A 13,250-nucleotide genomic window follows, 5' to 3' on the forward strand; every position below is an offset into this window, starting at 1 on the left:
ATTTAATGGAGTTTTTTATGACCACTGCTTATCAACACCTGCGCGCTACGTTTACACGCCTTTCTCGCTTTGAGCATTTGTCGGCCATTGCCGGATGGGATATGCAAACTATGATGCCGCCAAAAGGTAATCTTGCCCGCTCAGAGGCAATGGCGGAGCTAAATGTACTGCAACATCAAATACTAACGGCCAAAGATGTTGGGGAATGGTTGAAGCAAGCGGAACAAGAAACTCTGGATGATGTCGAGCAAGCAAATTTGCGTGAGATGCGCCGGCACTACAATAATGCCGTGTTGCTGCCGGAAGCATTGGTTGAGGCGAAATCACTAGCAGGTGCCCGCTGCGAACATGCATGGCGACAGCAGCGCATCGCGAATGACTGGAATGGTTTTGCTGAAAATCTACGTGAAGTGGTCACTCTCAGTCGCGAAGAGGCATCAATTCGTGCTCAAGCTGCCGGAACATCGCGCTATGACGCATTGCTGAACTTATATGAGCCGGGAACCAATAGTGCCGATTTGGACCGTATCTTTGGTGACCTTAAACAGTGGTTACCCGATCTCTTGCAAAAAGTGACAGCCAAGCAAGCGGATGAACCCTGCCTGATACCACAGGGGCCATTTGACCTGGAAAACCAGCGCCAACTTGGACTCAATGTGATGAAAGTGCTCGGTTTCGACTTTGATGGTGGCCGAGTCGATGTCAGTGTCCATCCATTCTGCGGTGGTGTACCGCAAGATGTACGCATTACTACACGTTATAATGAACAAGAATTTCTCAGTGCATTAATGGGTATTATTCATGAAACAGGTCATGCACGTTATGAGCAAAATTTACCGCGTGAATGGCTGGGCCAACCAATATCACATGCTCGCTCAACGGCAATTCATGAATCTCAAAGTCTACTGTTTGAAATGCAATTGGCCCGCAGCAAAGAATTCTTGCAAGTCATTCGTCCATTGGTGATACAGCAATTTGGTGAACAACCGGCTTTCGCAGAACAAAATTTTATTGCCCTGAATCAACGTGTTAAAACCGGTTTTATCCGAGTTGATGCCGATGAAGTCAGCTACCCTGCTCATGTCATTTTGCGCTACGAGATCGAAAAAGCATTGATTAGCGGTGAAATCGAGGTCGATGACATCCCGGCCTTGTGGAATGAAAAAATGCAGCAATATCTGGGGATTAACACCGAAGGTAATTACCGTAATGGCTGTATGCAAGATATTCACTGGACCGACGGTGCCTTTGGTTATTTCCCGACATATACACTGGGTGCTATGTATGCTGCCCAGCTTTTCCAAACGGCGCGAAATGCTATTCCCGGATTAGATAAGAATATTGCCAATGGTGACCTTAGCGCCCTATTCAATTGGTTACAGCAAAATATCTGGCAACAGGGTAGCCGCTATTCAACCGCGGAACTGATCACCAAAGCGACAGGTGAACCACTTAATCCTCGCTTTTTCCGCGAACATTTAGAGCGGCGCTATTTATAATTCCTCTTCAGTACCCAGATTGCCCTTTTATACGGACTCTCCCCCTGAGAGGCCGTATTCTCTACTGACCATAAATTTCAGCTTAGTTTCCAATTCCCCGATAGACCCAGTGGGAGCGCAACGGGGGATTACCATTAGTCATGGGCAATAGTTGGTGAATTAATTAGCCGGTGCAGAGGCTGCCAGCCTCTGCATTCGGGGCTGAACAATGAAGGTCATTGTAACACCAACAAGAAGCCCTAAAGGTAGTGCTTTCACGACAGTCGTCGCCCACACCAAAGACCATCCAGAGGTCAAACCATGCTGAGCGAACGTGACAACAAGTGCAATCAAACCTTCCATCATGATTGAGACACACACAGCAATCACACAGCGAAGGACGAAAGGAGTGCGGCTCGCAAGTAGCACAAAGTCAAATCCATTGACAATATCAACCAATAATCTCGTGCTTTTAGTGGCGTTGAGTTGCTTAAAATGAATATAACATCCGGACAGATAAATACCGGACTCGATATCAGCAGGATTTAAAGCAATCCTTCCTGTTGAACCTGATAGACAGTCCTTACTGCGGTCTGAAAACCAAGACTGCGAGCACATGATGGAGCCTAAGATCATCTGTTCGCTGCCCGACGAGGGAGGCTCGGGTGTTCAACTTGGTTCTATGTGGTCAAAGATAGCACTGAGTGATCTTTGACTTTTCACTTAAATGTATGTTGTAACTAAAATAGAGCAATTTGACATTTTATTTGGCGGTTTCATTCCTTTGGGCTTCCCTGCTATCTCCGCCATAAACTGTGCTCACACGCACGTGATAAATCGTATACTGAGTTGCCTATTAGTCATAACAATCAGCCCTGTACAATCGGTTACAAGCCGAAACCAATGACTCACGGAAGCCATTAATCATTTCCTCTATTCTCATTACAACGACCCAACGGGGCCGATATACAAACAGAAATCTGAGGAATAAATCATGAAAACAGTATTAGCTCTGATTGTTGCTGCAACTTTGGGTATGTCTTCTATCGCATTCGCCGCCGACACAGTTGCACCACCTGCTGCTCCAATGGCCGGAGCACCCGCTGTCCATAGTGCTCCAGCCAAAACTATGCATCACAAAAAAGCTAAAAAATCGATAAAAAAAGCGGAAAAAACTGCACCGGTGCAAAAAGCACAAGCGGCTAAAAAACACCACAAAACAGCGGCACAGACTAAATCTACCCCGGCAGCAGTACCGGCCATCAAATAGCAGCCAAAAAGCTGAACTCAGCTCTTCACGATGAGTTTGCAACAACTGAATTCACCCAACACCCGGTTTTCCGGGTGTTTTTTATCGGGAGTGCTGATAATGCTGCGCCGTTATTTATTTGAAATCACTCTGACCACATTAATTATTTGCGGGCTGATTACATTGTTTTTCTATTTATAACAACAATGGCCTATTTCGCTCTAAAATTATTGAAAAATCAAATAATGACAACACATCACATCACATCACTAATTATGTCTATAGTTAGCGGTAGGGAAAATCGTGATGAGCAATTTAATCAGTCGAACTCAGGTTTGTGAATAGATAACCCTCTAAGGAATAATAAGGCAGGCTAACTATTTATGCGTTTATCTTCATTATTACTATTAAGTCTGTTACCTCTTTCTGCGGCTCTAGCCCACTCACCGACAGACACGCAAAATGATGACGCCAGCATTGCAGATCAAATGACTCTGTTTTTCGGTAAAGATGACCGTACAGCGGTCACTGATAACTCCGAATGGCCATGGCAAGCGATTGGCCAAGTTGAAACGGCAAGCGGTAACCTTTGTACTGCAACATTAATCTCCCCTCGCCTGGCACTGACAGCAGGTCATTGCGTATTAGCTCCTCCTGGTAAAGTTGACCGGGCCGTGGCCTTACGATTTATTTCCCAAAATGGTCATTGGAAGTACCAGACGACCAGTCTGGAAACACTGGTGGATGCTAAATTGGGTAAAAAACTCAAACCTGATGGTGATGGTTGGATAGTTCCGCCCGCCGCCGCAGCGTATGACTATGCACTTATTCGATTAACGAGTAAAAAAACCATTCCAATCAAACCATTGCCTCTGTGGGATGGAACTGCGAGTGAATTAACTCAAGCACTTAAACAAGTTGATCGTAAAATCATTCAAGCAGGTTACCCCCTTGACCATCTGGACACACTTTATCGCCATGAAGATTGCCTGATTACAGGGTGGGCACAGCAAGGCGTGCTTTCTCATCAGTGTGATACATTACCCGGTGATAGCGGCTCGCCCCTACTGCTGAAGAATGGCGAAAAGTGGTCTTTGATTGCGATTCAAAGTTCCGCTCCCGCCGCTAAAGACCGTTATCTCGCGGATAACCGAGCTTTGGCAGTCACGGCCATAAAAGGCCGGTTAAAAACACTCGCAAATAAAGCAGCCAAATAATACGGGTTATTCTGCGAGATAGATTAATGGGCTAACAAAGGGACTTTATTGCCTATTATTTCTTATCTGCACGATGGGACTTTTGATTAAATTTAAAAACAAAAGTCCCCCCTAATGCTGCGGCATATCGACTTAACGTCGTCAGATTAGGCGAAATAATGCCTTTCTCCATCCGGCTAATATTCTGTTTCCTCAACCCCGCTCTCTGAGCAACCTCTTGTTGGGTCAGCTTACATTGCTGACGAGCAGCCTTAAGCTCCGTCATCATGGTTTGCCTAATCTGTAAATCTAAATAAGCTTCATTTACCTGAGGGTGATGTAAAGCCGCTGCTTTAACCTCTGAAAAAGGAATAATGTCAAAATCATCTTGTTTTTTCATGGCTGCAATCTCCGTTTGATTTCTTTCATACGCTGATAAGCCAACATCAGTGTCCGTCTGGAGGTCTTTTGCGTTTTCTTCTGCAAAATATGAATGATATAAACCTGCCGGTCAGCTTGATAAAAGAAAAAACCGCGCCCGGCCCCCTCCTTCGCACTGACCCTCAATTCTTTCAGCCCTTTTCCTAAATCCCGAACTACAGGCTCCCGTAACTCGTGATCATAAGCCTCTAACTCATCCAAAGCTTTGATCAGAGCCGCCTGTATCCCTGGCGGCAATTTAAACAACTCCCTTTGTGCCAACCCCAATAAATTAATCACATACATAAGCAATCCCTGCTCCCGAAAAACTCTATCAAACTCACCAAATGTAATCAAAAATGGTGACCTGGAATCAGACAAACTTTGAACAAGCCGCCTCATTGCCAAGGCAGATATAGCCGGAGTTAAAGGTCAGAAGCAATAGCACCGATGCTCAAGAAGGGACTTAATTGACTGTTTTCGAGGGGCTTCGCAGGAAAATTAGCGGTTTTCATCAATTACATATTTAAGATGCAAATAAGGATGCTTAACATATATAAATACTGAGTTTGTCAGTGGGGGGGGAAAGCTCCGCGCCCAAAAAATTAGGCCAGGCGCGGAGTGATATTCATTAATCCTTAAGCAGAGAGTTGGTCGATAGTTTGCAAAATACGTTTGTCCGAAATGGGATATGCTGTCCCCAATTGCTGAGCAAATAAGCTCACCCGCAGTTCTTCAATCATCCAACGAACTTCTTTAACGTCTTCATCTTGTTGGCGTTTAGGCGGTAACTTATTAAGCCATTGCTGCCACATTTGCTGGACATGTTCTATGCGCAACATTTGGGCGCGATCACGATGAGGGTCGACAGCTAACTTCTCCAGACGGCGCTCAATCGCGTGTAAATAGCGCAATGTATCAGGTAAGCGTTTCCAGCCATTATTAGTAACAAAGCCCCGGTAAATCAGACCACCAAGCTGGGCTTTAATGTCTGAAAGTGCCAATGCTTGCGAAATATCGACTCGGCCTTTTAGACGCTTATTAATACTAAACGCCGTGGTTAGGATCTGCTCAACTTGCTTGGCAATATCCACGACGGTTTCATTTAACTCAGCCCGCACTTTTTCTTGTAACTGAGCAAAATCAGCCTGTTGCCAGACCGGGCCACCATATTGCGCCACCAGTTTATCCACCCCACAAGCAATGCAATCATCAATCAGATCCATCACTTTGCCATAAGTATTGAAATAAAGGCCGAGTTTGGATTTATTCGGCAGTTTTTCATGTAAATACTTAATGGGAGAGGGAATATTTAGCAGCAATAACCGCCGTGTACCCTGCCACATTGCTTGCTGTTGCTGAGATTCCGTATCAAACAAGCGGATCGCAACACTGTCTTTCTCATCCACCAGTGCAGGATAGGCTTTGACTTCGTATCCCCCGCGGCGTTGTTCATAGCACACAGGAAGTGAGCCGAAGCTCCAGATATGTAAGCCATTTTGTTCAATACCGTCATCCGCCACGGCAGAAAGGGTTTCCTGCACCTTTTCTTGAAGTTGTAGCTTCAAAGCCGCAAGATCTTTGCCTTCACGTAGAGTCCGATTTTTATCGTCCAGCACACGGAAGGTCATTTTCAGATGGTCGGGAACTTGCTCCCATTGCCAACTCTCGCGTGACACTGTCACACCCGTCATGCGGCGCAACTCGCGCTCTAATGCCTCGAGTAAACTGGTTTCCAGCGGTGTTGCTCGGGCCAAAAAAGCTTCAGCATAATTAGGTGCAGGAACAAAGTTACGGCGCACAGGTTTAGGTAATGACTTGATAAGCGCTATCACCAGCTCACGGCGAATCCCTGGAATTTGCCAGTCAAACCCCTCTTCTTTAACCTGATTCAGGATCGGGAGCGGGATATGGACAGTGACCCCATCGGCGTCAGTACCCGGCTCAAATTGATAAGAAAGCCGTAATTTGAGCGACCCTTGATACCAATAATTCGGGTAGTCCAGCGGGTTAACTTTGTTCGCCCCATCCTTGATAAGCATGGTTTTTTCAAAGTTGAGTAACTCGGGCTGTGTCTGGCTGGTTTTCTTCCACCAGCTATCAAAATGGCGCGCAGAAACAACATCGCGTCCAATTCGCTGGTCATAGAAGTTAAACAGTGTTTCATCATCAACCAGAATGTCGCGGCGGCGAGATTTGTGCTCCAGCTCTTCAACTTCAGCCAGCAACTTTAAATTAGCCCGGAAGAAAGCATGGCGCGTTTGCCAATCTCCTTCGACCAAACCGTGACGGATAAACAGCTCGCGGCACAGTGGCGGGTCAATGGGGCCATAATTTATCTTGCGCTCAGTCACGATAGGTAAGCCGAATAAGGTCACTTTCTCGCTAGCCATCACCGCCCCTTGCGCTTTCTCCCAATGCGGGTCGCTATAATGGTGTTTAACCAAATGCTGCGCTAAGGGTTCAATCCACTCTGGCTCAATGCGGGCAGCAATACGGCCCCATAAGCGGCTGGTCTCGACTAACTCAGCGACCATGCTCCATTTAGGCGGTTTTTTGAATAAACCGGAACCGGGGAAAATGGCAAAGCGGGCATTCCGTGCGCCGGTATACTCTTGCTTTTCAACGTCTTTTTGGCCGATATGTGACAATAAACCGGTCAGAATAGCAGTATGGACGCTGCGATAATCTGCAGCGACACTATTGACCGGGATACCCAATTCTTTCACTACCTGGCGCAGTTGGGTATAAATATCCTGCCATTCGCGTACCCGCAGATAATTCAGAAAATCACTGCGGCATAATTTACGGAATTGTGCCGATGACAGCTCTTTTTGCTGCTCTTTCAGATAATCCCACAAATTAACAAACGCAAGGAAATCAGAGTCTTTATCAGCAAAACGCCGGTGTTTTTCATCGGAAGCTTGCTGTTTATCCATCGGGCGCTCACGCGGATCCTGGATAGACAACGCCGAGGTAATAATCATCAATTCGCGCACACTGCCGCTTTTCTGAGCTTCCAGCACCATTCGAGCCAGTCGAGGATCGACCGGTAATTGGGCCAATTGGCGACCGAGCGGTGTCAATTGTTGATGCCCGTTACTGGCAGTTTGGATCGCCCCCAATTCTTCCAGCAGCCGCACGCCATCTTGAATATTACGTTTATCTGGCGCTTCCACAAACGGGAAAGCCGCGATATCCCCTAGCCCTAGTGAGGTCATTTGCAGGATAACGGACGCCAAATTGGTGCGCAGAATTTCCGGATCGGTAAATTCAGGGCGAGACAGGAAATCCTGTTCGGAATAAAGACGAATACAAATACCGTCAGATACACGGCCACAGCGACCTTTGCGCTGATTAGCAGAAGCTTGGGACACCGGCTCTATGGGCAACCGCTGTACTTTGGTGCGGAAACTGTAGCGGCTAATACGCGCGGTGCCGGGGTCAATAACATACTTAATACCGGGCACCGTCAGTGAGGTTTCCGCCACGTTGGTTGCCAGTACAATTCGCCGCCCATGATGAGACTGAAACACCCTATTCTGTTCGCTATTTGATAAGCGGGCATACAGCGGCAGCACTTCCGTATGGGGCAGATTCTGTTTCATCAGCGCATCAGCGGTATCACGGATTTCCCGTTCGCCACTCATAAAGATCAGAATATCGCCGGGACTTTCGCGACCCAACTCATCGACGGCATCAAAAATAGCTTGTAGCTGATCGCGATCAACATCATCGGCATCATCCACAATGGGCCGGTAGCGCACTTCCACCGGATAGGTGCGGCCAGAGACTTCAATAATGGGCGCATTATTGAAATGATGAGAAAAGCGCTGCGGATCAATAGTCGCCGAGGTGATAATCACTTTCATATCAGGACGTTTTGGCAATAACTCGCGCAAATAACCCAAGATGAAATCAATGTTCAGGCTACGTTCATGGGCCTCATCAATAATCAGAGTGTCATATTGCATCAGCAGGCGGTCTTGCTGAATTTCAGCCAGTAAAATACCGTCGGTCATTAACTTAACCAGCGTATTTTCGCCCACTTGATCATTAAACCGCACTTTATAACCGACACTGCCGCCAAGGGAGGTGTCTAGCTCATCGGCAATACGGTTCGCCACGGTACGTGCGGCCAGACGGCGCGGCTGGGTATGACCAATCACCCCTTTTATACCCCGCCCCAACTCCAGACAAATTTTCGGTATCTGTGTGGTTTTACCCGACCCCGTTTCACCGGCGACAATCACCACCTGATGGTCACGGATAGCATGATAAATATCTTGTTTTTTCTGACTGACCGGCAAATTTTCAGGATAAGTGATAGCCGGACAGGCCGCCCGACGGCCAGCAACTCGCTGCATTGCAGTAGCAAATTCGGCCTCTATTTCACGGGTAATCGCCTCTACGGCCTCTGGATTATGGACTTTTTGTGCGCCTTGCAGCCGACGTCGCATGCGCTGTTGGTCACGGAGCATCAATTCCCCGAGTTGGGAGGATAATGCTGCGAGCGAAGATTTCACGTTCAATATTCCTTGTTACGCTGCGGCTGAAACTCACAGTATCAGCCTGATAATTTTAAGCTCTGAATGTGATTAGCTGATGTTTTTTATTCATTAATATCAATTTTGACCAACAAACTCGCTCTAAATCATCCCGAGTTTTTAATGATATAAATCTTTGTCATATAGGGTAACACAGCCCGGGTTGGCGCTGTAGCTGGCGCAGACGGCGCTATCTGACTCTCAGATTATCATTATTCAATAAAATCGAACAAAGAACGCAAAATATTGCGCTATCACTGTTAGAAAAACTTGAATAAAGTGTATCTCATTGAAAAGGCGTACCGCCTAAGTCGCTGTTAACTGTTAAGGAATTACAATGAGCAAAGTCCTGGTTCTAAAATCAAGCATTCTGGCAACCTATTCACAGTCTAACCAACTCGCCGACTTCTTTGTTGAACAATGGAAAACAGCTCATGCTGGCGAAGAAATCACCGTGCGTGATCTGGCTGCTCAGCCGATTCCGGTATTAGACGGCGAGCTGGTAGCTGCTTTGCGCCCTTCAGATGCTGCGCTAACACCACGTCAGCAAGAAGCTCTGGCGCTGTCTGATGAGCTGATTGCCGAATTGCAAGCGAATGACGTTATCGTCATGGCGGCACCGATGTACAACTTCAACATCCCGACTCAGTTGAAGAACTATTTTGACCTGATTGCGCGTGCTGGCGTGACTTTCCGTTACACCGAAAAAGGCCCTGAAGGCCTGATTACCGGCAAACGCGCTATTATTCTGACCAGCCGTGGCGGTATCCATAAAGATACTCCGACTGACCTGGTGGTTCCTTACCTGCGCCTGTTCCTCGGCTTTATCGGGATTACCGATGTCGAGTTCGTGTTTGCAGAAGGTATTGCTTATGGCCCTGAAGTGGCGACCAAAGCACAAGCGGATGCCAAACAGCTACTGGCTCAGGTTGTTAACGCTTAATAATAAAGAACTTTCGTGCAGAGGCGAGTGTCTGCGTTAATGCACGACAGCAATGACCTTGCATTGCCCTCGTTTTACCCAGTAGTCAATTTCATCATTGCGCGCCTTCAGGCGCGCTTTTTTATAAATGATGCGCCGAGTATCAGCGCTGCATCCATTGGCCATTAATACCGCGTACATATTCCCCCGCCGCCGCGCGGTTGACTAACTTTTGCCCCGCCAGCTTGGCGACATCCTCGGTTGAAATATGATTCTTCTGCGCCACTTCCTGATATTTCTGGGCTCTGGCGATATTAATTTGCTCCACCAGCGCCAGTGTTTCAGCATCTTTCTTTACCGGTGCCAAATACCCACTGAGGGTTTCACCCACGCGGCCTTGCTGCTTGGCCTGCTCCAACGTCAGTGCAAAAGCCCCAGTGCTAAACAGTAAACTGCCGCTTAACACCACGCAGCCCAATATTACGCGAAGCAACTTTTGTGTATCCCCAATCCAGCCGGACGTTTGCTTGTTCATAATGGCCTCTTAGAATAGATTGGATTGATTTTTAAGCAGATTTTCCACGTCTTTATCCACTCTAATCTGGATTTCATGCTCAATTTTGACATTCATATTGATAGTGATAGGTTTTTCCGGGGTTGCCACTTCCAGGCGTAAACAGCCGCTAAGCATAAAAATACCCAGCGCTATTGCCATAGGTTCCCATGTCAAAATCTTCATTCCTTCGCCCTCGCTGGTATGGATGCTGTTGGTCGCAACGAAATATTTTGCTGCAACCACTCTTGTAAATTGTCACCAAAACGTAGGCTGCGCCAGAGTTGGAAGATATTTTCCTCATGCTGATAGTTCAGCACTATCTCTCGTTTGGAGTTTTTCTGTGTATTAACACCATGAATCTTTGAACGCAATGTTAATTGACCCAAGTTATCGAGACTGACAGTGGCATAAGATTGGTAAATCTCCATGTAACGCAGCCAATCAATCGCCACCCCCGCCACAAAATTACTCTCACTGATTGAGTTTGCCAGTTCTGGGTCAAGCCGCAGTGTCACCGCGCCGTCATTCGCTATCCAACCATCGCGCACCAACCACTGTGGATTATTAAGATAAAGCGGCAATTCGCCATTGACCTTACCCGACATAGCCAGTTGTTTTGGTTGCAACACGGTAAATAGTTCACTTAAATCAATACCTTTTAATTTTAGCACTGCCGCGTCATGTTGGGGTAAACGCAAAGCAGACAAACTCAGATGCCCTTTCAAAATATCCATGCCAACATTGCTCAAGGTCAATGGGGCTTTCTCTGAATAGGGATAAGTTCCTTGCAAATCAGCGGTGATATTCTGCATTGTAAACAAGTTGTTTATCGAGGCAATACGCAGCATGACCGGCTCTTTCGGCCCCAACTGCCAGTGATGGTTTTCTAAACGATAAGACATAACAAAATCTAAGCCGCTCAGTTCACCGTCTGCCAGCCACATCCCGCCATTCTTCACGACCCAATGTCCACCGGCGGTAAAACCTTGCTCACGGGCCGCAGAAAAAGCCGCCTGTGCATAAAGCTCGCCATCCCGCAATTTAATCCCTAACTCTTCGGATAGCAGCGGTTGGAATACCTTCAGCGATTGTTTTGGCCACCAGCCCTCGCCGCGTAACCGCTCGCCATCCCAACGGCCACCTAACGCAATCGGCCCAATGGCTTGCGCTTGTAAATTCCCTTGCCATAGAAAATCATCGGGGGCGCGGCCATTAAGTTGTAGCGATAACACCGCAGGAGGCAAGTAGCCGCCGCCATCACTGAATGCCACTTTTTTAGCGCCCAGCTCGAACCCGGCAATAAAAGCAGGATGATGATTATCCCGCTGCCAGGTCAAGGGTTTGGTTAAGGTCAGCCGTGGCGCCTCAACCTTAACTAATCCATATTGCAGCCGATCAAAACCAGTTGAGAGTTTATCGACAGTTATCAGTGTTCCCTGCCAACGCCCCTTGCCGCCCATATCCCAACTCGCAGCCAGCGGCGGCAGGCGACCATTGCCCCAGTAGCGCCATTGCCAATGGCCTTTATCGGGCCAAAATTCTTGCGCCTGACCATCCAGATGCAGATTAAAATTGCCCCAAAAACTGTCCTGTGCTTCCACAATCGCCTGTAGCCGCCCCGTCACTCCAGCGGCAGTCACTTTAACGCCCGCCAGTGGCCAACGCGCATCTTTTATGCGCAATTCCGGCGTGATGTTACCGTGAGCACGCAGTAAAGCGCCGGGGTGCAGCACCCAAGTCGGGTTCAGTATGGAGCCACTGAGTAAGCCGGGAATAGTGGCATTCAAGACCATTTTTTCCAGATTAGCTTGCCCGCTAAGTTGGAATTTCATGTCACTGTTGACGAGACTCAAGCTACCCGGCCCAAGGGTCAGGACGGCGTTGCCTTTGCCACTTTCCCCCGCCGTGATGACATTAATTCGCGCCTCAATGGCGGTTTGGTCCAAGCCCTTATCCCAGTCATACAATGTCAGATTCACCCCCCCGCTGAGGGGTTGCAGCTCATAGGGCCATTGCCATTGGCCGTTGATTATCTGAATTTTTTTCGGGGATAAGCGCCATGGCAACCGCGCCAGCGGGGTATCATCACCGCGCTCTGTCAGGGTTAAAACCCCCTGTTGCTGTTGCCAACTCAGATTCAATAATAACGGTTTAGACAGATAGCCCGTCGTCAATACCCCGTCGAGTGCACCTTGCTCTGGCCAATCATCCAGCGACAATGGAATTTTAATTCCACCACTCAGTTCGAAAGGTTGCGGGGTACCGGGAACAGCAATCGAGAATTGATGCAGACTAAGTTGCTGTTCTTCATCCAGTGTGGCGGCGAAGCTCAATTGTGGGCCCTGATAACGCAATTCTTGGGTGAGTTTTTTATTGTCTGGCGATGTGAGGGCCGGTTTACCAGAGAATGTCAGTTTACCGGCGTATTGCTGCCACGGCGTAATCTGCAAATTGTTGATATTCAAGTCAAGCACGGAGAGCTGCTGCTGCCAATAGGCTAAATCTTGCGGCGCACTCTCGCCACTGCTCGGTAATTGGCTCAAGCAAGCGGTATCCACAGCGACGGTATTGGCCCCTAGCTGCCAACGGCCTTGGTGATAGCCGACACTCAATTGCCCAATATTTGCCAAGGTGCAGCCCTGCACCCGGTAACCCAATTGTGAAATACGCAATGCGCCATCATGCCAAACCGGCGGGCTAGCCAAGACCAGTTGGCTACCCGCAGGCAACCAGTATTGTGCAACTTTTGGTAGCCACTGCGGCAAGGTTTTCCATAATATTCCTAAAGAAATTGCGCTGATTAACAACAACCAACCCATTATTTTTGCGCATTTAGTCATGACTTGCCTTGTTTAATACCCTAAATAATTCCAATTGCAGAA

The 13,250-nt window shown here is 47.7% G+C and carries 12 protein-coding genes; 5 read left to right on the plus strand and 7 right to left on the minus strand.

The window, feature by feature from the left end; translation table 11 throughout:
* Positions 1 to 17 precede the first annotated feature (17 nt).
* Positions 18 to 1,499, plus strand: coding sequence for a carboxypeptidase M32 (locus DXZ79_RS10705; RefSeq protein WP_038632779.1), 1,482 nt, complete (start codon positions 18 to 20; stop codon positions 1,497 to 1,499).
* Between the two features lie 159 nt (positions 1,500 to 1,658).
* Here the strand turns inward: DXZ79_RS10705 and DXZ79_RS10710 are convergent, their stop codons facing one another.
* Positions 1,659 to 2,114, minus strand: a complete 456-nt coding sequence (locus DXZ79_RS10710) for a DUF2798 domain-containing protein (RefSeq protein ID WP_080723391.1) — start codon at positions 2,112 to 2,114, stop codon at positions 1,659 to 1,661.
* A 358-nt stretch (positions 2,115 to 2,472) separates the two neighbouring features.
* Between DXZ79_RS10710 and asr the strand changes: the two genes are divergently transcribed.
* From asr to DXZ79_RS10720, 3 genes are all read left to right on the plus strand, one after another.
* Positions 2,473 to 2,748 (plus strand): acid resistance repetitive basic protein Asr, encoded by a 276-nt coding sequence (asr, locus tag DXZ79_RS10715; RefSeq protein WP_038632774.1) that lies wholly within the window; start codon positions 2,473 to 2,475, stop codon positions 2,746 to 2,748.
* 99 nt (positions 2,749 to 2,847) lie between these two features.
* On the plus strand, positions 2,848 to 2,928 hold the full coding sequence (gene ydgU, locus DXZ79_RS21380; protein ID WP_455436035.1) for a small membrane protein YdgU: 81 nt from the start codon (positions 2,848 to 2,850) through the stop codon (positions 2,926 to 2,928).
* Between the two features lie 182 nt (positions 2,929 to 3,110).
* Entirely contained in the window at positions 3,111 to 3,944 is an 834-nt protein-coding gene (locus DXZ79_RS10720; protein ID WP_050291695.1) for a trypsin-like serine peptidase, read from the plus strand.
* Between the two features lie 55 nt (positions 3,945 to 3,999).
* On the opposite strand, the gene DXZ79_RS10725 is transcribed toward DXZ79_RS10720, so the two are convergent.
* From DXZ79_RS10725 to hrpA, 3 genes are all read right to left on the minus strand, one after another.
* Positions 4,000 to 4,323: a helix-turn-helix domain-containing protein gene (locus DXZ79_RS10725; protein ID WP_050291694.1), complete on the minus strand. Its 324-nt coding sequence runs from the start codon at positions 4,321 to 4,323 to the stop codon at positions 4,000 to 4,002.
* Entirely contained in the window at positions 4,320 to 4,649 is a 330-nt protein-coding gene (locus DXZ79_RS10730) for a type II toxin-antitoxin system RelE/ParE family toxin (protein WP_038632768.1), read from the minus strand. The genes DXZ79_RS10725 and DXZ79_RS10730 overlap by 4 nt, the downstream gene beginning before the upstream one ends.
* A gap of 332 nt (positions 4,650 to 4,981) precedes the next feature.
* Positions 4,982 to 8,869, minus strand: coding sequence for an ATP-dependent RNA helicase HrpA (hrpA, locus tag DXZ79_RS10735; RefSeq protein WP_071841720.1), 3,888 nt, complete (start codon positions 8,867 to 8,869; stop codon positions 4,982 to 4,984).
* 358 nt (positions 8,870 to 9,227) lie between these two features.
* Between hrpA and azoR the strand changes: the two genes are divergently transcribed.
* On the plus strand, positions 9,228 to 9,833 hold the full coding sequence (gene azoR / locus DXZ79_RS10740) for an FMN-dependent NADH-azoreductase (RefSeq protein ID WP_038632765.1): 606 nt from the start codon (positions 9,228 to 9,230) through the stop codon (positions 9,831 to 9,833).
* 142 nt (positions 9,834 to 9,975) lie between these two features.
* On the opposite strand, the gene DXZ79_RS10745 is transcribed toward azoR, so the two are convergent.
* From DXZ79_RS10745 to DXZ79_RS10755, 3 genes are read right to left on the minus strand one after another with little or no spacing between them, the layout of a single operon-like run.
* The gene (locus tag DXZ79_RS10745) at positions 9,976 to 10,347 is read right to left on the minus strand and encodes a YdbL family probable chaperone protein (protein ID WP_038632763.1); all 372 of its coding nucleotides are present in this window, start codon (positions 10,345 to 10,347) and stop codon (positions 9,976 to 9,978) included.
* A 9-nt stretch (positions 10,348 to 10,356) separates the two neighbouring features.
* On the minus strand, positions 10,357 to 10,551 hold the full coding sequence (locus DXZ79_RS10750; protein WP_038632761.1) for a YnbE family lipoprotein: 195 nt from the start codon (positions 10,549 to 10,551) through the stop codon (positions 10,357 to 10,359).
* Entirely contained in the window at positions 10,548 to 13,208 is a 2,661-nt protein-coding gene (locus DXZ79_RS10755; protein WP_038632759.1) for a YdbH family protein, read from the minus strand. Before DXZ79_RS10755 ends, DXZ79_RS10750 begins: the two co-directional genes overlap by 4 nt.
* Positions 13,209 to 13,250 lie beyond the last annotated feature (42 nt).

The organism is Yersinia rochesterensis (genome assembly GCF_003600645.1).
GTDB classification, from domain to species: domain Bacteria; phylum Pseudomonadota; class Gammaproteobacteria; order Enterobacterales; family Enterobacteriaceae; genus Yersinia; species Yersinia rochesterensis.

Bases quoted from the DNA above. Each gene is read 5' to 3' on its own strand.
- DXZ79_RS10705 (WP_038632779.1), top strand. From the start codon at position 18: ATGACCACTGCTTATCAACACCTGCGCGCTACGTTTACACGCCTTTCT.
- DXZ79_RS10710 (WP_080723391.1), bottom strand. From the start codon at position 2,114: ATGATCTTAGGCTCCATCATGTGCTCGCAGTCTTGGTTTTCAGACCGC.
- asr (WP_038632774.1), top strand. From the start codon at position 2,473: ATGAAAACAGTATTAGCTCTGATTGTTGCTGCAACTTTGGGTATGTCT.
- ydgU (WP_455436035.1), top strand. From the start codon at position 2,848: ATGCTGCGCCGTTATTTATTTGAAATCACTCTGACCACATTAATTATT.
- DXZ79_RS10720 (WP_050291695.1), top strand. From the start codon at position 3,111: ATGCGTTTATCTTCATTATTACTATTAAGTCTGTTACCTCTTTCTGCG.
- DXZ79_RS10725 (WP_050291694.1), bottom strand. From the start codon at position 4,323: ATGAAAAAACAAGATGATTTTGACATTATTCCTTTTTCAGAGGTTAAA.
- DXZ79_RS10730 (WP_038632768.1), bottom strand. From the start codon at position 4,649: ATGTATGTGATTAATTTATTGGGGTTGGCACAAAGGGAGTTGTTTAAA.
- azoR (WP_038632765.1), top strand. From the start codon at position 9,228: ATGAGCAAAGTCCTGGTTCTAAAATCAAGCATTCTGGCAACCTATTCA.
- DXZ79_RS10745 (WP_038632763.1), bottom strand. From the start codon at position 10,347: ATGAACAAGCAAACGTCCGGCTGGATTGGGGATACACAAAAGTTGCTT.
- DXZ79_RS10750 (WP_038632761.1), bottom strand. From the start codon at position 10,551: ATGAAGATTTTGACATGGGAACCTATGGCAATAGCGCTGGGTATTTTT.
- DXZ79_RS10755 (WP_038632759.1), bottom strand. From the start codon at position 13,208: ATGACTAAATGCGCAAAAATAATGGGTTGGTTGTTGTTAATCAGCGCA.